This window comes from Streptomyces sp. NPDC005574 (genome assembly GCF_040605435.1).
GTDB lineage: Bacteria > Actinomycetota > Actinomycetes > Streptomycetales > Streptomycetaceae > Streptomyces.
Map to the genome: position 1 here is coordinate 106,035 of NZ_JBEXCW010000017.1, position 18,670 is coordinate 124,704.

Annotated in this window: 14 protein-coding genes and 2 pseudogenes; 8 read left to right on the forward strand and 8 right to left on the reverse strand. The window is 71.5% G+C overall.

The window, feature by feature from the left end; all coding sequences use genetic code 11:
• Window positions 1–17: 17 nt before the first annotated feature.
• Complete coding sequence (locus ABZT03_RS14680; RefSeq protein WP_356038536.1) at window positions 18–440, reverse strand: YjbQ family protein; 423 nt, start codon at window positions 438–440, stop codon at window positions 18–20.
• Between the two features lie 89 nt (window positions 441–529).
• Here ABZT03_RS14680 and ABZT03_RS14685 point away from each other — a divergent pair, with 89 nt between their 5' ends.
• Window positions 530–1,612 (forward strand): NAD(P)-binding domain-containing protein, encoded by a 1,083-nt coding sequence (locus tag ABZT03_RS14685; RefSeq protein ID WP_356038539.1) that lies wholly within the window; start codon window positions 530–532, stop codon window positions 1,610–1,612.
• Window positions 1,613–1,625: 13 nt separating this feature from the next.
• Here the strand turns inward: ABZT03_RS14685 and mltG are convergent, their stop codons facing one another.
• Window positions 1,626–2,465, reverse strand: coding sequence for an endolytic transglycosylase MltG (gene mltG / locus ABZT03_RS14690; protein ID WP_356038542.1), 840 nt, complete (start codon window positions 2,463–2,465; stop codon window positions 1,626–1,628).
• A gap of 43 nt (window positions 2,466–2,508) precedes the next feature.
• A complete protein-coding gene (locus tag ABZT03_RS14695; protein WP_356038546.1) occupies window positions 2,509–4,311 on the reverse strand; it encodes an ABC transporter ATP-binding protein in 1,803 nt (600 codons plus the stop codon).
• Between the two features lie 93 nt (window positions 4,312–4,404).
• Here ABZT03_RS14695 and ABZT03_RS14700 point away from each other — a divergent pair, with 93 nt between their 5' ends.
• Window positions 4,405–4,860 carry a MarR family transcriptional regulator gene (locus ABZT03_RS14700; protein WP_356038549.1) on the forward strand — a complete coding sequence of 152 codons (456 nt, stop codon included), beginning with the start codon at window positions 4,405–4,407 and terminating at the stop codon, window positions 4,858–4,860.
• Window positions 4,861–4,949: 89 nt separating this feature from the next.
• Here the strand turns inward: ABZT03_RS14700 and ABZT03_RS14705 are convergent.
• Window positions 4,950–6,479, reverse strand: a pseudogene (locus ABZT03_RS14705) (peptide-N4-asparagine amidase); the annotation flags it as partial.
• Between the two features lie 248 nt (window positions 6,480–6,727).
• Window positions 6,728–7,570, reverse strand: coding sequence for a hypothetical protein (locus ABZT03_RS14710; RefSeq protein WP_356038552.1), 843 nt, complete (start codon window positions 7,568–7,570; stop codon window positions 6,728–6,730).
• 278 nt (window positions 7,571–7,848) lie between these two features.
• On the opposite strand from ABZT03_RS14710, the gene ABZT03_RS14715 reads away from it, so the two are divergent.
• From ABZT03_RS14715 to ABZT03_RS14730, 4 genes are all read left to right on the forward strand, one after another.
• Window positions 7,849–9,804: an ABC transporter ATP-binding protein gene (locus ABZT03_RS14715; protein ID WP_356038555.1), complete on the forward strand. Its 1,956-nt coding sequence runs from the start codon at window positions 7,849–7,851 to the stop codon at window positions 9,802–9,804.
• Complete coding sequence (locus tag ABZT03_RS14720) at window positions 9,801–11,618, forward strand: ABC transporter ATP-binding protein (protein WP_356038558.1); 1,818 nt, start codon at window positions 9,801–9,803, stop codon at window positions 11,616–11,618. The genes ABZT03_RS14715 and ABZT03_RS14720 overlap by 4 nt, the downstream gene beginning before the upstream one ends.
• 330 nt (window positions 11,619–11,948) lie before the next feature.
• A complete protein-coding gene (locus ABZT03_RS14725) occupies window positions 11,949–12,419 on the forward strand; it encodes a DUF5709 domain-containing protein (RefSeq protein WP_356038560.1) in 471 nt (156 codons plus the stop codon).
• Between the two features lie 63 nt (window positions 12,420–12,482).
• Window positions 12,483–12,761, forward strand: coding sequence for a type B 50S ribosomal protein L31 (locus ABZT03_RS14730; RefSeq protein ID WP_356038563.1), 279 nt, complete (start codon window positions 12,483–12,485; stop codon window positions 12,759–12,761).
• A 14-nt stretch (window positions 12,762–12,775) separates the two neighbouring features.
• On the opposite strand, the gene ABZT03_RS14735 is transcribed toward ABZT03_RS14730, so the two are convergent.
• Window positions 12,776–13,570: a metal-dependent hydrolase gene (locus ABZT03_RS14735; RefSeq protein WP_356038565.1), complete on the reverse strand. Its 795-nt coding sequence runs from the start codon at window positions 13,568–13,570 to the stop codon at window positions 12,776–12,778.
• A 145-nt stretch (window positions 13,571–13,715) separates the two neighbouring features.
• Here ABZT03_RS14735 and ABZT03_RS14740 point away from each other — a divergent pair, with 145 nt between their 5' ends.
• On the forward strand, window positions 13,716–16,229 hold the full coding sequence (locus ABZT03_RS14740) for a DUF3516 domain-containing protein (RefSeq protein ID WP_356038568.1): 2,514 nt from the start codon (window positions 13,716–13,718) through the stop codon (window positions 16,227–16,229).
• Window positions 16,230–16,248: 19 nt separating this feature from the next.
• A complete protein-coding gene (locus tag ABZT03_RS14745; RefSeq protein WP_356038571.1) occupies window positions 16,249–17,115 on the forward strand; it encodes an acyl-CoA thioesterase II in 867 nt (288 codons plus the stop codon).
• Window positions 17,116–17,372: 257 nt separating this feature from the next.
• On the opposite strand, the pseudogene ABZT03_RS14750 reads toward ABZT03_RS14745, so the two are convergent.
• Window positions 17,373–17,834 (reverse strand): annotated as a pseudogene (locus ABZT03_RS14750) (DUF6397 family protein); the annotation flags it as partial.
• 126 nt (window positions 17,835–17,960) lie between these two features.
• The gene (locus tag ABZT03_RS14755) at window positions 17,961–18,374 is read right to left on the reverse strand and encodes a roadblock/LC7 domain-containing protein (protein WP_356038573.1); all 414 of its coding nucleotides are present in this window, start codon (window positions 18,372–18,374) and stop codon (window positions 17,961–17,963) included.
• Window positions 18,375–18,670 lie beyond the last annotated feature (296 nt).

The window sequence follows — 18,670 nt, forward strand, 5'->3', positions numbered from 1 at the left end:
GCCGCGCGGCGATCCGCTCACCCCAGGAAGCTCAGGCGTACCTGCCGGTTCGGATTGTCCTTGTTCGTGTCCACCAGGCACACCGACTGCCAGGTCCCCAGCTCCAGCCGGCCGCCCAGCACCGGCAGCGTCGCGTGCGGCGGCACGATCGCGGGGAGGACGTGGTCGCGGCCGTGACCGGGGCTGCCGTGCCGGTGCTGCCAGCGGTCGTCTGCGGGCAGCAGGGTGTGCAGGGTGGCGAGGAGGTCCTCGTCGCTGCCCGCGCCGGTCTCCAGGACCGCGATGCCGGCGGTGGCGTGGGGGACGAAGACGTTCAGCAGGCCGTCGCGGCCGGCCGCCGCATCCCGCAGGAACTCCGCGCAGTCACGGGTGAGATCGACGACCTGCTCCGCGGAGCCGGTCGCCACGTTCAGGACTCGGGTGGTGAAGGCGTCTGGCATGACTCCATCCTCACCCACACGCCGGATTCCACACCGCCGATCTTCCCGCGTGCGGGAAGATCCGCGCCGCCGGAGCGGTTGGTGGAAAGGTGAACAATGCGCATGAGGTCGAAGTGGTCGTCATCGGCGCCGGACAGGCCGGACTGGCCGCCGCACACCACCTGCGGCGCACCGGGTTCGAACCGGACCGCGACTTCGTGGTGCTCGACCACTCCCCCGGCCCCGGCGGCGCCTGGCAGTTCCGGTGGCCCTCGCTGACGTACGGCAGAGTGCACGGGATGCATGCCCTGCCCGGCATGGAACTCACCGGCGCCGATCCCGCGCGGCCGTCCGCCGAGATCATCACGGAGTACTTCGCCGCCTACGAGCGCGCCTTCGACCTGCGCGTCCGCCGGCCGGTGGACGTCCGGGCGGTCCGCGAGGGGTCCGCCGGCCGACTGCTCGTGGAGACCTCCGCGGGGAACTGGTCGACGCGGGCCCTGATCAACGCGACCGGGACCTGGGACCGGCCGTTCTGGCCGCGCTACTCCGGGCAGGAGACCTTCCGCGGACGGCAGTTGCACACCGCGCGGTACCCGGGACCCGAGGAGTTCGCGGGACAGCGGGTGGTCGTGGTGGGCGGGGGCGCGTCCGGCACCCAGCACCTGCTGGAGCTCGCCCCCTACGCGGCCGCCACCACCTGGGTCACCCGGCGGCCGCCCGTCTTCCGCGAGGGCCCCTTCGACGAGGGGGCCGGCCGGGCCGCCGTGGCCCTGGTGGAGGAACGGGTACGGCAGGGGCTGCCGCCCAGGAGCGTGGTCTCGGTCACCGGCCTGCCCCTCAACGACGCCGTACGGCAGGGGCTCCGGGACGGGGTCCTCGACCGGCTTCCGATGTTCGACCGGATCACTCCCGACGGCGTGGAGTGGAACGACGGCCGGCGGGTGGAAGCCGACGTCCTGCTGTGGGCGACCGGGTTCCGCGCCGCCGTCGACCACCTCGCGCCCCTGCGGCTGCGCGAGCCGGGCGGCGGCATCCGCGTGGAGGGGACCCGCGCCAGCGCCGATCCGCGCGTCCACCTGGTGGGCTACGGCCCCTCGGCCAGCACCGTCGGCGCCAACCGCGCGGGCCGCGCCGCCGTCCGGGACATCAGAGGGCTGCTGGGGTCCGCCGGGGAGCCGGCCGCCGCGTGACGCCCCCGGCGGGTCACTTCGTCGGGTGCGGGTTCTTCTGGTGGGCGTTGAACTCGGCGACGTTGCGCCGGTGCTCCTCGTAGCTCGCCGTGAAGCGCGTGTCGCCCGGTTTGACCGTGACGAAGTACAGCCAGTCGCCCGGAGCCGGATCGATCGTGGCGCGCATGGCCTCCTCGCCCGGGTTGTCGATCGGCGTCGGTGGCAGCCCCATGCGCTGGTAGGAGTTGTAGGGGCTCTCGATCCGGGTGTCGTGAGCCGTCGTCTTCAGCGTGGCCCGGCTCAGCGCGTAGTTGATGGTGGAGTCCATCTGCAGCGGCATGCCCCGCTCCAGCCGGTTGAAGACGACCCGGGCCACCTTGCTCATGTCGGCCTTGGTGGCGGCCTCGGCCTGCACGATGCTCGCGATGGTGACCGCCTGGTAGACGTTCATCGCGTTGTGCTGCGCGCCGGCGGCGACCGGGGCGCCGTTGAACTTCTTGTTGGCGGTCTCGACCATGTACGACAGCAGGGACTCGGGAGTCGCCTTGTCGGCAAGGGGATAGGTCGCCGGGAACAGGTAGCCCTCGGGGTTTCCCTCGGCGTCGTTCGGCAGTTTCAGCGCGGCTCTCGGGAGTGACTTCTCCGTGGTGCCGGCGGGCAGGGCGAGTGCCTTGTCCACGGCTTCGTAGACCTGGCCCGCACGCCACCCCTCGGGGATCACGAGCGCGGCGGGCCTGGCCTCCCGGTCGCTGTCGACGCTGAGCAGCGGCACCGCCACGGCGGTGCCGGCCACGACGGCTCCGGTCGCGATGAGAGCGAGCCGGCCCCGCCGTGTCAGTCGGGTGGTCTTCCGTGGCGGAATGTTGATCTGCATGGGGGCACGGTAACCCGCATATCATCTCAAACCCGGCATATCGTCAGCTTGTCGGTTCCAGCCGGGAGTCCCTGCGGACCAGGGCCGCGTACCGGCCGTCCTGCTCCAGCAGTTCCTCGTGCGTGCCCCGTTCGGCCACCCGCCCGGCGTCGAGGACCACGATCTGGTCGGCGTCGCGGACGGTGGACAGACGGTGCGCGATGGTGAGGGTGGTCCGGTCGGCGGACAGCGCGTCGATGGCCTCCTGCACGGCGACCTCCGTACGCGTGTCCAGGGCGCTGGTCGCCTCGTCCAGGATCAGCACCGGCGGATCACGCAGGATCGTGCGGGCGATCGCCAGGCGCTGCTTCTCGCCGCCGGAGAACCGGTGGCCGCGCTCGCCGACGACGGTGTCGTAACCGTCGGGCAGGGAGACGATGTGTTCGTGTATCTGGGCCGCCTTCGCCGCCTCCCACAGCTCCTCGTCGGTGGCGTCCGGCTTGGCGAAACGCAGGTTCTCGGCGATCGAGGCGTGGAAGAGGTACGTCTCCTGGGAGACGACGCCGACCGCGCGGGCGAGCGTGTCGAAGTCGAGGTCGCGCACGTCGACCCCGTCGAGGGTCACGCGTCCCCCGGTCACGTCGTACAGCCGCGGCACGAGATAGCCGAGCGTCGACTTGCCGGCGCCGGTCGGGCCGACGACCGCGAGGCCGGAGCCCGCCGGTACGTCGATGTCGACGCCGTCGAGGATCGGGCCGCTCTTGTCGTCGTAGTGGAACTCGACGTTCTCGAAGCGGACCTCGCCCTTGACCTGGTCGAGGTGGACGGGCCGCTCCCGTTCGGTGATGTCGACGGGCAGGTCCAGGTACTCGAAGATGCGCTGGAAGAGCGCGAGCGAGGTCTGGATCTGGACGCCGGTCGACAGCAGGCTGACGGCCGGGCGGAACAGGCCCTGCTGGAGCGAGACGAAGGCCACGATGGTGCCGATCGAGACATCCGGGCCGCCCATCTGGAGCGCGAGTCCCGCGGTCCAGTAGATGACGGCCGGCATGGCGGCCATCACGACGGTGATCACGGCCATCCGCCAGCGGCCGGCCATGTTCGAGCGCACCTCCAGGTCGACCAGGCCCTCCGACTCCTCGGAGAAGGACCGCGTGAGCGAGTCCGAGCGGCCCATGGTGCGGCCGAGCAGGATGCCGCTGACGGAGAGCGACTCGGTGACCGTCGCCGCCATCGCCGCCATCTGCTTCTGGCGCTGGGTGGTGATCTTCTTGCGCTCGTTGCCGACGCGGCGGCTGATCCACACGAACGCCGGCAGCAGGAGCAGCGAGACCACGGTCAGACGCCAGTCCAGGGCAAGCATCGCGATGATCGTGGCGACCACGCTGGTGACGTTGGAGACCAGGGAGGTGGCCGTCGAGGTGACGGTCGCCTGCATGCCGCCGATGTCGTTGGCGATGCGGGACTGCACCTCACCGGTACGGGTGCGGGTGAAGAAGGCGAGCGACATGCGTTGCAGCCGGCCGTAGACGGCGGTGCGCAGATCGTGCATGACGCGCTGGCCGACCGTGGTGGAGATGAGGGTCTGCAGCACACCGAACACGCTGGTCAGGACGGCGCTGACGATCATGCCGAGGGCCAGCAGACTGAGCAGACCGGTGCGTCCCTGCGGAATGGCGACGTCGAGGGTCTCCCTCAGGAGGAACGGGGTCGCCACGGTGACCAGGGACGAGGCGCCGACCAGCAGGCCGACGACGGTGAGCTTGGCGCGGTAGGGCTTGAAGAGCTTCAGGATGCGGCGCACCTGCCGAGGCTGGTCGGTCGAGGTGCCGGGAGACGGGGTCCAGTTGATGTCGTCGCGGGGCATGGCTCCTACGGGTGGTAGAGGGCGAGGATGAACGGGAGCATAGCTCATTGTTACCTATACTCACAATGAACCAGCTCCTGATATTGTTCCCGTATGAGCTCCCCCGATTCCGACGGCCTGCTCGCCGAACGGCTGCTGCGGCTCACCCGTCGGGTGCACCGCATCCAGAAGCATCATCTGGAGCAGCGCGGCCTGGGCGTCACCCCGGCCCAGGCCCGCCTCCTGCGCACCCTGGCGCACTGTGACGCGCCGCCCCGGATGGCCGACCTCGCCGAGCGCCTGGACGTGGTGCCGCGCGCCGTGACGACTCTGGTCGACGGCCTGGAGGCGAGCGGCAAGGCACGCCGGGTCCCCGATCCGACCAACCGCCGGGTGATCCGCATCGAGCTCACGGACGACGGGCACGAGGCCCTGCGAGAGCTGCGCGGCGCACGCCGGGCCGCCGCGGAGGAGATCCTCGCCCCCCTCACCGACGAGCAGCGCGAGATGCTCGGCAGCCTGCTGGACACACTGGTCGAGGGGGCACCCGAGCGGGGGCGGCGGTGCTGAGGGGCGGGGCGTCGGGGGCTCGTTGATCAACTGGGCCGGGACGAACGGCGGTTCCTCCCCTTCCGGCGCCGCAACGCACACCACACGCCTCAGCAGCGGACGCGATCCTCGGTCAGCACTCCCTGAACCGTCGTCAGGGACCGGTCGTAGCAGCCCTGCGAGCCGTACGACCGGTAGCGCTCACTCGTCGTGGCCACCGCGTGCCGCTGGTCCCGCGGCACGTTCACGGTGAACGTCGCGTCTCCCGTGTAGGTGTCGTCGAGTCGCGACCACGCGGTCCGACGGCCGCCACGCGCCTCGGTGACGGTGGCACGGTCGCCGAGGCCCAGTACCGTGCGCAGCCGGTCGTCCGCACCGATCGTGGTCGTGCCGTCCATGGTGTACGTCCGGTGCGTCCGGGTCGTGCGCGCCGGCCCGTGCCCGTCGACGCTCACCCATTCGTCGTCCGTCCAGACGGCGTCGAGGCCGTCCGTGGTCTCACCGTCGGTCCAGCGGTGCGCGGACCTGTTGCGGAGCGTCCGGCCGACCGTCGTCGTCACCCTGCCGTGCGAGGTGTCGACGTAACCGGCGACCGTGAACCGATGACCGCCCTCGGTGTCCACCCGCCGCTCCGAACCAGGTGTATACGTCGAGGAGTTGGTGAGGTCGCCGACCCGGTGCGTGGTGAGGCCGCCGGTGACGTGGGCGCGCTTCGCGTCCTGCCAGACGAGCACGTTGACGGGAGTGCTCCAGCCGCTCTGCCCCTGCGGGACGCCGACGACGGACACCTCCACGCGGTGCGGCCGGCCGTCGTCGAGGATTCCGGCGAAGGGCGTCAGGTCGTAGGTGATCGGCTTGACGTCGAAGGCGCGCGGGGCCGGGACGACGTACCAGAGGAAGGGATTGGACCAGCCGCCGGTCCACACGGTCGGGAACGGCGCGGCGATGCCGGCGAGTTGACCGTCGACCGTGATCTGCACCTCGCGGTAGGGCCCGCCGTCGGCCTGGCAGGAGTACGGCGCGGAGTCCGGCACCGCCAGGTACCAGTACTCCTCGCAGCCGCCGCCCGACCCGGTGGCGTACACCTCGGCGACGATGCGCTCGCTGTTGCGCGGGGTGGTGAGGGTCGCGCCGCCGGTTCCGTCCGCGAGCGTGAGGACGCGGTCGGGGGTGCGCGCCGCGTCGGGTCCGCCCGGGTAGAACGTCAGGGTGACCTTGACGTCGATGACTCCCGTGTACGTGTCGTCGACGACGTTCCCGATGAGCATCTCGACGTCCTGGCCGCGCCGGAACGTGTCGCTGTAGCGGGTGACGTCCTTCTCCACGGACCACTCGATGCCGTCGGGCGAGGGCTCCGGCGTCGACGTGCGGAAGACCTCCACCCCGCCGACGTGCACATAGCCGAGCCGGTCGAACTGGCGGCCCTTGACCTTGCCCTCCAGTCGCAGCACGACCCTGCTCCAGCGGTCACCGCAGCCCTCCGGCGGTGCGTAGGCCCCTCGATATGGGGTGAAGTCGCGGAACCGGGCCTGTGCCAGGGTGACTTGGCAGGATCTTCCGCCGGGCCTGGTGACCGGTGGGGCGGCGGTGAGGGGATCGTGCCAGTCGGACCCGAACTCGGCCGGGACGCCCGCGGATCGGGTCCGCACGTCCTCGGACGGGGTCTGGGCGTTGGCGGGGCGGGCCGGGGCCTGAGCGTGGGCGTTCCGAAGAGGCGTCCTGATGCCGGTGGCCTGCGCCGGAGCGCTTCCGAGGAGAGTGCTCGCCAGCAGGGTCGCTCCGGCGAGCATGGACATGATGATCCGTCTGGTCATGGCGGTGTTCTACGGAAAGACAGCCCTTTCCGCAATGAGGCCTCTCCCCGGAAGCATCCGCAACACCGCTGGTCTCACCAGGACTTGAGGGCGGCCCGGTCCCCCATCACCACCACCGGGCGCAGGGCGGGATCGAGGGTGCGCAGCAGGTGCCTCATCGCGGTTTCGGACAAACTGACACAGGCCGACGTACCGCTGCCGTGGTCCATGTGCAGCCAGATCCCGCCACCCTTCGACGGGCCCTCGGGGCGGGTCGGGTCGTTCGGCGGGGTGCCCTTGACACGGTTGTAGTCGATGGCGATCACGTAGTCGAAGTCGTGCCAGTACGCCCTGGCCCAGCGGCGGGGAGCGGCGAACGCCGCCGACCGCGTGTACGGAAGCCTGGACCCGGGGTCCGCGAGCACACCGCCCGCGTCGGTGAGGGTGAACACGCCGACCGGACTGCGCCGGTCGCCCTCGCGATGGTCGACCGTCCAGCCCTTCTTCCCGTTGTGCGCGGCCCAACCACGGCCGCCCTCCCAACCCGAGCCGCGCCACGTGTACAGCACGACGGTGGCTTCGGCCGAGTCGCGGCCCTCGCCGTACACCGCCACGACCTGACGGGACCCGGTCGGGATCCGCCGCCGCAAGCGGTCGCCCACGCCCGGGATGTGGGACGAAAAGGTCACAGCGGGGCGCGCTCCGGCCGGGCCCGCGGAGGCCGGGTGGGCGGAGGCCGGGTGGGCGGAGGCCGGGTGGGCGGAGGCCGGGTGGGTGGAGGCCGTGCCGGTGGATGCCCGGCCGGTGGAGGTGGTTCCGCTCCGGGGCTCCGCGCCCCCGGCGCCGGCGTGGCGTGTGCCGCCGCACGCGGACACCAGCACCAGGGCCGTCAGCAGCGCGAGGACCGGAGAAATCCTCGCCGCGAGGACTCCGGACATCCGGAGAAAAGGGCTGCGGGCCGGAGCGCACCCTCTGTAGTCACCGTGCATGACGAGATGGTCGCACCAAGTGACCGCGCGCCGAGCCGTGTTCCGGACAATCGGCCCGGGAAAGGTGGTGTGCAGGGGCCCGTGACGGGCTGCCAGGAAGCTTCCGATTGTGTGCCGTGCCGAGGAAAACCGTTTGCTTTCGACCACGGCGCGACGCGAACCTTTCACGGTTTGCTGCCGCGCTCCGCGCCTCCTCCCGCCCCCCTGACACGAGCCACTGGGATGCCATGCAGATCCAAGACCTTCCGTATCCCGACCCGGGCGTGCCGGACGCGCGCTCAGGTGCCCGATTCCTGTGGTGGCTCGGCCGCAACCAGCTGGGCGGACAACTCCAGGCGCTGGCCTGGGGACTGCTGCACTTCGGATCCGTCTCGGCGCTGCCGTTCTGCGTCGGTCTCGCCGTCCAGGCGGCCGTGGACCGCTCGGGAGCGGACCTGGCGCGCGCGGGCGGCCTGCTCGCGGTGTGCTGCGCCGGCAACGCCGTCGGCGACACCTTCCTGCACCGGGCCGCGGTCACCAACTGGATCACGGCGGCCGCCCGGGTACAGCAACTGCTGGCCCGCAAGGCCGCCCAGCTCGGCCCGGCGCTGACCCGGCGGGTCGCCGCCGGCGAGGTCGTCGCCGTCTCCACCGGGGACGTGGAGAAGATCGGCTGGTTCGTGGAGGCCGTCTCCCGGTTCACCGCGGCGGCGGTGACCATCGTGCTGGTGTGCGTGGCCCTCGTGGTCTACCAGCCGGCCCTGGGGGCGGTCGTCGCCGTGGGCCTGCCCGTCCTGGCACTCGCCGTGCTGCCGCTGCTGCCCCGCGCGACCCGGCGGGCCGACCTCCAGCGCGAGAAGTCGGGCCGCGCCACCGAGCTGGCCTCGGACACGGTCGCCGGGCTGCGCGTCCTGCGTGGCATAGGAGGCGAGGAGCTCTTCCTCGACCGCTACCGCCGTGCCTCCCAGGACGTCCGCCACGCCGCTGTGCGCAGCGCCCGCATGTGGTCCCTGATCTCCGCGATCCAGGTGCTGCTGCCGGGTCTGCTGCTGATCACGGTCGTCTGGTACGGCGTGCAGCTGGCCCGGCAGGGCGGCATCAGCGTCGGTGAACTGGTCACCGTCTACAGCTCCGTCATGGTCCTCACCTATCCGCTGCGCCACTTCGAGGAGATCGCGATGGCGTACTCCTTCTCTCGTCCCTCGGCCAGGCGCGCCGCCGGAGTGCTCGCGCTGGAGCGGGTCACGGACACCGGCGGGTCGCGCACCGCGGACCTCCCCTCGGGCGATCTCTACGACCCCGGCACCGGTCTGCTGGCCCCCGCCGGACAGTTCACCGCCGTGGTGTGCGGCGACCCCGACGCGGCGGGACGGCTGGCCGAGCGGCTCGGCGGGCACCCCCCGGAGCGGGGCACACCGGTCCTGCTGGGCGGCGTCCCGCTGGACGAGTTGCCCCTCGACTCCGCGCGTGCGGCCGTGCTCGTGCAGGACAAGGACCCGGTGCTGCTGTCCGGCTCGCTGCGGGACCTGCTGGACGTGCCCGCCTCGGGCGATGTCGAGGCGGGGTCGGCGCTGGCCGCCGCACAGTGCGCGGACGTGCTCGCGGCGCTCGTGCAGGGATCGCTGGAGGCCGAGGACCCGCTGGACGCCCGGATCACCGAGCGGGGGCGGTCCCTGTCCGGCGGCCAGCGCCAGCGGCTCGCCCTGGCCCGCTCGCTGTTCACCGACCCCGAGGTCCTCGTCCTGGACGAGCCGACCTCCGCCGTCGACTCGCACACGGAGGCCCGGATCGCCGAGGGCGTGAAGGAACTCCGGGCGGGCCGCACCACCGTGGTCCTCACCTCCTCCCCGCTGCTGCTGGACCGCGCCGACGGGGTCGTCCTCGTCCACGACGGCGCGGTCGCAGCGGTCGGCACCCATCGCGAGCTGGTGCGCGACGAGCCCCGGTACCGGGCGGTGGTGACCCGCGAGACCGACGAGGAGGCAGGCTCCGCCGCGCCGGTCGCGGGGACACCACTGCACGAGGTCCTCGACGACCTCCAGGACCTGGACGACCTCGAAGACCTGGACGCGATGGACGACTTGGACGACGTCAACGACATGGACGACGTGGACTGTCTCGGCGGGACGGGCGGCCGGGACGGAGTGCGCCGGGACGCTGTGCGCCGGATCGGCGCACTGGAAGAGATCGAGGAGAAGGCATGATCGGCGTGGCACCACCGGCGTACGACCCGGCGGCCCCGACGACCGCGAACACCCTGCCCGTCGGAGCCTCCGCTACCGTACGCGCCTACGTGGCCGAGCTGTTCAGGCGGCACCGCCGCGCCTTCCTCCTCCTGATCACCGTCAACACCGTTTCCGTGATCGCCTCCATGGTGGGCCCCTACCTGCTGGGCGGACTCGTGGAGCGTGTGTCGGACGGGGCGCGTGAGCTCCATCTCGGGCTCACCGTCACCCTGTTCGTGCTCGCCCTCGGCGTCCAGGCGGTATTCGTACGGGAGGTGCGTCTGCGCGGGGCGACCCTCGGCGAACGGATGCTGGCCGACCTGCGCGAGGACTTCCTCGTGCGGTCGGTCGGTCTGCCCCCGGGTGTCCTGGAGCGGGCCGGGACGGGCGACCTCCTGTCCCGGATCACGACCGACATCGACCGGCTCGGCAACGCCATGCGCGAGGCCGTACCCCAACTCGCCATCGGCGTGGTGTGGGTGGGCCTGCTCCTGGGCGGCCTGGTCGTCACGGCGCCGCCGCTGGCCGGGGCGGTGCTGCTGGCCCTGCCCCTGCTGGTGATCGGCTGCCGTTGGTACTTCCGCCGGGCACCGTCCGCCTACCGCTCCGAGGCCGCCGGCTACGCCGCCGTCGCCGCGGCCCTCGCGGAGACCGTGGACGCCGGGCGCACCGTCGAGGCACACCGGCTCGGCGGCCGCCGCGTCGCCCTGTCGGACCGCCGGGTGCAGGAGTGGACCGCGTGGGAGCGCTACACCCTGTGGCTGCGCTCGGTGCTCTTCCCGGTCATCAACGTGACCCATGTGACCGTCCTCGCCTCGGTCCTCATGGTCGGCGGTGTCCTCGTGCTGCACGGCTGGCTCGGGGTCGGCCAGCTCACGACGGGCGCGCTGATCGCCCAGATGCTCATCGACCCGGTCGGCCTGATCCTGCGCTGGTACGACGAGCTCCAGGTGGCCCAGGTGTCGCTGGCCCGGCTGGTGGGCGTGCGCGACATCGAGCCGGACGCCGGTGAGGACACCCTGGCGCCCGAAGGACGGGACGTGCACGCGGACCGGGTGCACTTCGGTTACGTCGAGGGCGTCGACGTGCTGCGCAAGGTGTCCCTGGAGGTCGCGCCCGGCACCCGGCTGGCCCTGGTCGGCCCCTCGGGGGCGGGCAAGTCCACCCTCGGCCGGCTGCTCGCCGGTATCTACGCGCCCCGGGACGGCCGGATCACCCTCGGCGGCGCCGAACTGTCCCGGATGCCCGCCGAACGCGTCCGCGAACACGTCGCTCTCGTCAACCAGGAACACCACGTCTTCGTCGGTTCCCTGCGGGACAACCTGCTGCTCGCGCTCCCCCACGCCCGACTGCCCTCGCCCGGGCAGGACGCCGGCGACGCGGTCGACGCCGAGCTGTGGGCGGCCCTCGGCGCGGTGGACGCCGACGGATGGGCGCGCGCCCTCGACGCCGGGCTGGACACCGAGGTCGGCTCGGGCGGGCTGGTGCTCACCCCGGCCCAGGCCCAGCAGATCGCACTGGCCCGGCTCGTGCTGGCCGACCCGCACACACTGGTCCTGGACGAGGCGACCTCCCTGCTCGACCCGCGCGCGGCACGCCACCTGGAACGGTCCCTGGCCCGGGTCCTCGACGGTCGCACCGTGGTCGCCATCGCCCACCGGCTGCACACCGCCCACGACGCGGACGTCATCGCCGTCGTCGAGGAGGGCCGGATCAGCGAGCTGGGCAGCCACGACGAGCTGGTCTCCGCGGACGGCGCGTACGCCGCGCTGTGGCGGTCCTGGCACGGCTGACCCTCGTGCCTGCCGCGGCCTGCCTCGCGGAGGGGGCGGCGCAGCGGCGGTGCGACCGATCGGCCCGGCCGCTCGCACCCCGCGCCGGCCCGTCCCCGGACCTGCGCCGTCGCGCCGTTCCCCGGCCGGGTCGGGGGCGTCCGGCACCCGTCCCGGGTCCGTGCCGTTGCGCGGGTACGACGTGGGATGGAAGGCTGGGCAACGGCACCGGTTCGGGGAGCGCCCGCGAACCATGTGGTCCGCAGACGGGCGCGACGAGTGCCCCGACGGCCTGCGACCCCCCGCCGACCGTGAGGCGAACGGGCCCGTCCCCACCACCTGGAGGTACCCGTGAACAGCGCCGACGGATGGGGAGACGACGTCTACCAGCCCGATGCATCCGAGATCCAGGACGACGCCGGGCTGCTCGACGCGGAGGACACCCTCGACAACGACGGCGTGGACGATCCCCTCGACCGCGGCTGGTCCCCTCCCGAAAGACCGTGGGCGGTCGAGCGCACGGACGTGACGGCCGCGGAGCGCCTGCACGGCGAGACGCTGGACCAGCGCCTGGCCGAGGAGCTGCCGGACATCCCCGCATACGACGGCGACGGAATCGGTGACTCGGACGGCACCGACGGGGAACTCCTGGACAACGAGGTCGGCGCACTGCGCTCCGGCCGGCTCGTGGCACCCGACGAGGGAGCCCACGAGGACGAGGAGAGCGCGCTGGTCGCCACCGACGTGGGCATCGACGGCGCGGCCGCGTCGGCGGAGGAGGCCGCGATGCACATCGTGGACGAGGACTCCCTGTCCGGCTGACCTCTTCGCCCGCTGCGAGCCCACCGCCTCACCGAGGCCGTACCCGCCGTACAAGGAGCACTCATGCAGCAGGACAAGCAGCCCGACTACCACCCGGTCGTCTTCCGCGACCGCGCCGCCGGCTACGCCTTCCTCACCCGGTCCACCGCGACCAGCGAGCGGACCATCGAGTGGGACGACGGCGAGACGTACCCGGTCGTGGACGTGGAGATCTCCTCGGAGAGCCACCCCTTCTACACCGGCAAGGCGCGGACCGTGGACACGGAGGGCCGCATCGCCCAGTTCGAGCGCAGGTACGGCGGCGGTACGGGACAGGGCTCCGGACAGGGCGGCACTGCCTGAGGAAGCGCCGGCCCTCAGATGAAGTTCAGGGCGGCCGCGCAGCCCACGCCCCCGAGCAGCATGAACACGGGCATCAGCACCTTGAGCTCCACCCAGCTGCCCGCCCGGAACCGCATGATCTTGGGCGGGCCGATCGGGTACCACCGCTTGCGGCCCACCGGGATCGGCCACAGGACCGGGCAGCCGGAGACCGTGAGCGCGTCCCCGATGTCGTGCACCAGCGCGCCGAGGACGACCGGCAGCCCCAGCCACAGATAGGCCTGGCCCGGCTCCGTGAACAGCCACTGCGAACCGTTGCCGGGCTTGTCGAGGACGCCCGCCAGGATCCACGCGCTGGTCGCGGCCAGCAGCCAGACCAGGACGTCGCTGCTGGAGCCGCGGGCCGCCCGCCACAGCAGGCCCTCGATGGCCAGCACCACGTGCACGAAGAGGATCGCCAGCACCGCCCAGCGGCCGCCGGTGATCGCCGCGACCGACGTGCCCGCGCCGATCAGCACGGCCCACAGCCAGGTGTGCGTGAGCGTACGGTGACCACCGGAGCGACGGGGGTCGCCCTGCTTCCTGGTGCTCTTGTAGACGGCGTACGAGAGCTTGTCGACGACCTCGCACAGTCCCCGGGACAGCGGCCCGAAGGCCCGGGAGATGGTGGCCGCCTTGTGGTCGAGGTCCGGTGCCAGGGCGGCTCCGGCGCAGATCAGGGCACCGATCAGAAGGACCGGCCAGGGCATGGTGTGCCCTGTGGCGGCAGCCGCCGCTCCGACGCCTAGCCAGGCCGCGGCGCCCGACAGTGAGTGTGCTGGTCCCATCATTACGGTTCGCCGCCCCATTCCTCGTGTGCCGCTGTCCAGTTGACCGGGTGCGCTGACGCTCCGTCGGCGACACAGCGTAGCGTTCGCGATCTTCGGACGAGCATCCGATTCCCCCATTGGGCAGGAGGCCAGGCAAGATGGGTCCGTGACCCTCATCGATCAGCTGCCGCCGACCGCCGACCCCGATGCCCTCTACGAAGCCTTCGAGTCGTGGGCTCAGGAGCGAGGTCTGACGCTCTACTCCCACCAGGAGGAAGCGCTGATCGACGTGGTGTCCGGTGCGAACGTCATCGTGTCGACGCCCACCGGCTCCGGCAAGAGCATGATCGCGGCGGGCGCCCACTTCGCGGCGCTGGCCCGGGACGAGGTCACCTTCTACACGGCGCCGATCAAGGCGCTCGTCTCGGAGAAGTTCTTCGAGCTGTGCAAGATCTTCGGAACCGAGAACGTCGGCATGCTGACCGGAGACGCGTCGGTCAACGCGGACGCGCCCGTCATCTGCTGCACCGCCGAGGTCCTCGCCTCGATCGCACTGCGCGACGGCAAGCACGCGGACGTCGGCCAGGTCGTCATGGACGAGTTCCACTTCTACGCGGAGGCGGACCGCGGCTGGGCCTGGCAGATCCCGATCCTGGAGCTGCCGCAGGCCCAGTTCATCCTGATGTCGGCCACGCTCGGCGACGTCTCGATGTTCGAGGAGGACCTCACCCGGCGCACCGGCCGACCGACGTCGGTGGTCCGCTCGGCGACCCGCCCGGTCCCGCTCTCCTACGAGTACCGGCTCACTCCGCTCACGGAGACGCTGACCGAGCTCCTGGAGACCCGGCAGGCTCCGGTCTACATCGTGCACTTCACGCAGGCGCAGGCCGTGGAGCGGGCGCAGGCGCTGATGAGCATCAACATGTGCACGCGCGAGGAGAAGGACAAGATCGCCGACCTGATCGGCAACTTCCGCTTCACCACCAAGTTCGGCAGCAACCTCTCCCGCTACGTACGGCACGGCATCGGCGTCCACCACGCCGGCATGCTGCCGAAGTACCGGCGACTGGTGGAGAAGCTCGCGCAGGCCGGTCTGCTGAAGGTCATCTGCGGCACGGACACGCTGGGAGTGGGCGTCAACGTCCCCATCCGCACCGTCCTGTTCACGGCCCTGACCAAGTACGACGGCAACCGGGTACGGACGCTGCGGGCCCGCGAGTTCCACCAGATCGCGGGCCGGGCCGGACGGGCCGGCTTCGACACGGCGGGCTTCGTCGTCGCGCAGGCTCCCGAGCACGTCATCGAGAACGAGAAGTCGCTCGCCAAGGCGGGCGACGACCCGAAGAAGCGCAGGAAGGTGGTCCGCAAAAAGGCGCCCGAGGGCTTTGTCGGCTGGACGGACAGCACCTTCGAGAAGCTCATCGGCTCCGATCCGGAACCGCTGACCTCCCGTTTCCGCGTGACGCACACCATGCTGCTGTCGGTGATCGCCCGCCCCGGCAACGCCTTCGACGCGATGCGGCACCTCCTTGAGGACAACCACGAGCCGCGCAAGGCGCAACTGCGGCACATCCGCCGCGCGATCGCCATCTACCGCTCGCTGCTGGACGGCGGCATCGTGGAGAAACTGGACGAGCCGGACGCCGAGGGCCGTATCGTCCGCCTGACGGTCGATCTCCAGCAGGACTTCGCGCTGAACCAGCCGCTGTCCACCTTCGCGCTGGCCGCGTTCGAGCTCCTCGACCCCGAGTCCCCGTCCTACGCGCTGGACATGGTGTCCGTCGTGGAGTCGACCCTGGACGACCCCCGGCAGATCCTGGCCGCCCAGCAGAACAAGGCGCGCGGAGAGGCGGTGGCCGCGATGAAGGCGGACGGCGTCGAGTACGAGGAGCGCATGGAGCGCCTCCAGGACGTCACCTACCCCAAGCCCATGGAAGAGCTCCTCTTCCACGCCTACGACACCTACCGCAAGAGCCACCCCTGGGTCGGCGACCACCCGCTGTCCCCGAAGTCCGTCGTCCGTGACATGTACGAACGGGCGCTCACCTTCACCGAGTTGGTCTCCGTCTACGAGCTGGCCCGCACCGAGGGCATCGTGCTGCGGTACCTGGCGGGCGCCTACAAGGCCCTTGACCACACCGTCCCCGACGACATCAAGTCCGAGGACCTGCAGGATCTGATCGAGTGGCTCGGCGAGACGGTGCGCCAGGTCGACTCCAGTCTGCTGGACGAGTGGGAGCAGCTCGCCAACCCGGAGGTGATGACCGCGGAGGAGGCCCAGGAGAGGGCCGACCAGGTCAAGCCGGTCACCGCCAACGCGCGTGCCTTCCGGGTCCTCGTCCGCAACGCCATGTTCCGGCGGGTGGAGCTCGCCGCCCTCGACCAGGTCGGGCAGCTCGGCGAGCTGGACGCCGAGTCCGGCTGGGACGCCGACGCCTGGGGCGAGGCCATGGACAAGTACTGGGACGAGTACGACGACCTCGGCACCGGCCCCGACGCCCGCGGTCCCAAGCTGCTCCTGATCGAGGAGGAGCCGCAGAACAGTCTGTGGCGCGTTCGCCAGGTCTTCGCCGACCCGAACGGCGACCACGACTGGGGCATCAGCGCCGAGGTGGACCTCACCGCCTCCGACGCCGAGGGCCGTGCGATCGTCCGCATCACCGATGTCGGCCAGCTGTGAGCACAGGAGAAGCGCACCCATGACGAACCCGGCCGAAAGGCTTGTCGACCTGCTCGACCTCGAGCAGATCGAGGTCAACATCTTCCGCGGACCGAGCCCCCAGGAATCCATCCAGCGGGTCTTCGGCGGGCAGGTGGCGGGCCAGGCACTGGTGGCCGCCGGCCGTACCACCGAGGGCGACCGCCCGGTGCACTCACTGCACGCGTACTTCCTCCGCCCGGGCCGCCCGGGGGTGCCGATCGTGTACCAGGTGGAGCGCGTACGGGACGGCCGGTCGTTCACCACGCGCCGGGTCACCGCCGTGCAGCAGGGCCGCACGATCTTCAATCTCACCGCCTCCTTCCACAAGCCTGAACAGGGGAGTTTCGAGCACCAGCTGCCGCCGGCCCGGAAGGTCCCGGACCCCGAGTCCCTGCCGACGGTCACCGACGAGATCCGGGAACACCTGGGCGCGCTCCCGGAGCAGCTGGAGCGCATGGCCCGCCGCCAGCCCTTCGACATCCGCTACGTCGACCGGCTGCGCTGGACCGCCGACGAGGTCGAGGACGCCGAGCCGCGCAGCGCCGTGTGGATGCGCGCGGTCGGGCCGCTGGGCGACGACCCGCTCGTGCACACCTGCGCGTTGACCTACGCCAGCGACATGACCCTGCTGGACGCGGTCCGCATCCCGGTCGAACCCCTGTGGGGGCCGCGCGGCTTCGACATGGCCTCGCTGGACCACGCCATGTGGTTCCACCGGCCGTTCCGCGCGGACGAGTGGTTCCTGTACGACCAGGAGTCACCGATCGCGACGGGCGGACGGGGCCTGGCCCGCGGGCGAATCTACGACACCGAGGGCCGTCTGCTCGTGTCCGTGGTCCAGGAAGGGCTGTTCCGGGCGCTGTAGGTAACGGGCACGGGGAGCGCCGGGACGCGACCGGCTCAGCGGGACACCGGCTCGCGCCGGTTGCCGCGACGAAGCCGGTCCAGCAGGCCCACCGGCCGCCGCTTCACCTGCGCATGCGGCTGCGGCTGCGGCTGCGGCTGCGGTGACGGTTTCTGTCGCTCCCCCGTGGGCGCGGCGGGCGTCCGCGCCGCAGCGTCTGCTGCGGGATGTGGCGCCGGCCGCCGCTCTCGGGCCTCGTCCAGCGCGCCGACGAGATCGGCCGCGAACCGTCGCAGTTCCTCGGCCGGGTAGAGCCAGACGACCGCCCGGTACCGGTTGAGGTAGAAGTGCACGGGGACGACCAGCCCCAGCCGTGCGAGGCGCGTGAACCTGGGGATGCTGACCTGCATCAGGGCGGCCCCCTCGGCCGTGCCCACGGCTTCGACGGACTTGCGCAGCGCCTCGGGGAAGCCCTCCTCGGCTCGCAGGCGGTCGATCTCGACCCTGGTCACGCGCCGGCCCCCGCCTCCGTCGTCCGGGACGGTCCGGATGCGTCCCAGATGCACGGCGATGTCGAACTCGGTTCGTTTCAGTGCCAGTTCACGAGCTGCTCGCCCCAGGGTGAGTGTGCCGCCGCGCGCTCCGGCGCTGGCGGTGTCTTGGTGCGCGGCAGTTGCTTCGTGCGTGACGGTTGCTTCGTGCGGGGTGGTGTCTGCCTGCATGACGGTGCTACCGGACATGGTCGTCTCCCCCGTGGAGTGCGGGTGGCCGGCGCCGTGTGCGCCCGCCTCGGAAAAACCGTAGCCGGTTCGGCGGATCGCGTGGCGGCCTGTGGATAACTCCACGGAGGATGAGAAAGGCGCAGGTCAGAGGTCGTGTGCCGATCCGCGCTCGGGATGCCGGGCGTCCACTGCGAGGTGCTCGCCGACGCGATTGACGAGCAGCGTCATCTCGTAGCCGATCTGCCCGATGTCGGCTTCGGCTCCGCTGAGCACGCACAGGCAGCTGCCGGTGCCCGCCGCGGTCACGAACAGCACCGCGTCGTCGAACTCGATCATCGTCTGCCGTACCCGGCCCGCGCCGAAGTGGCGCCCCGAGCCCTTGGCGAGGCTGTGCAGGCCGGACGACACGGCGGCGAGGTGCTCCGCGTCCTCGCGGCGCAGCCCGGTGCTCGCGCCCGCCACCAGCCCGTCGTTGGACAGCACCAGGGCGTGTCGTACGTGTTCGACGCGCTCCGTCAGGTCGTCCAGCAACCAGCCAAGTCCTTGGCTCTGCGCCATGATCCCGTCTCCCCGTGTGACGACTCCTCCGGGCCGGAGGAGGTGCAGCCAGCCTTCCCCACGACCGGCCACCGGGCAAGGAGGACAGGCGCGCGGCACGGAAGATGACCGAGGAGGGGGTGGCGGGCTCTTGTGCAGGATCGCCCCGGTACCGGGAGCCCGGCGACCGTCCGGGCTGGTGGGAGCCCCCGCACGGCGCCGATCCGGTGCGTATTCGACGGCGTCGGCGCCGGAAGGACGGACGCGGTCAGATCAGACGTCCGCCAGGCACAGCAGGAACTCGTCCCCGTCGCCCG

Excerpts from the sequence above, each read along its gene's own strand:
- ABZT03_RS14680 (WP_356038536.1), bottom strand. The coding sequence starts at position 440 with ATGCCAGACGCCTTCACCACCCGAGTCCTGAACGTGGCGACCGGCTCC.
- mltG (WP_356038542.1), bottom strand. The coding sequence starts at position 2,465 with ATGCAGATCAACATTCCGCCACGGAAGACCACCCGACTGACACGGCGG.
- ABZT03_RS14695 (WP_356038546.1), bottom strand. The coding sequence starts at position 4,311 with ATGCCCCGCGACGACATCAACTGGACCCCGTCTCCCGGCACCTCGACC.
- ABZT03_RS14700 (WP_356038549.1), top strand. The coding sequence starts at position 4,405 with ATGAGCTCCCCCGATTCCGACGGCCTGCTCGCCGAACGGCTGCTGCGG.
- ABZT03_RS14710 (WP_356038552.1), bottom strand. The coding sequence starts at position 7,570 with ATGTCCGGAGTCCTCGCGGCGAGGATTTCTCCGGTCCTCGCGCTGCTG.
- ABZT03_RS14715 (WP_356038555.1), top strand. The coding sequence starts at position 7,849 with ATGCAGATCCAAGACCTTCCGTATCCCGACCCGGGCGTGCCGGACGCG.
- ABZT03_RS14720 (WP_356038558.1), top strand. The coding sequence starts at position 9,801 with ATGATCGGCGTGGCACCACCGGCGTACGACCCGGCGGCCCCGACGACC.
- ABZT03_RS14730 (WP_356038563.1), top strand. The coding sequence starts at position 12,483 with ATGCAGCAGGACAAGCAGCCCGACTACCACCCGGTCGTCTTCCGCGAC.
- ABZT03_RS14735 (WP_356038565.1), bottom strand. The coding sequence starts at position 13,570 with ATGATGGGACCAGCACACTCACTGTCGGGCGCCGCGGCCTGGCTAGGC.
- ABZT03_RS14745 (WP_356038571.1), top strand. The coding sequence starts at position 16,249 with ATGACGAACCCGGCCGAAAGGCTTGTCGACCTGCTCGACCTCGAGCAG.
- ABZT03_RS14755 (WP_356038573.1), bottom strand. The coding sequence starts at position 18,374 with ATGGCGCAGAGCCAAGGACTTGGCTGGTTGCTGGACGACCTGACGGAG.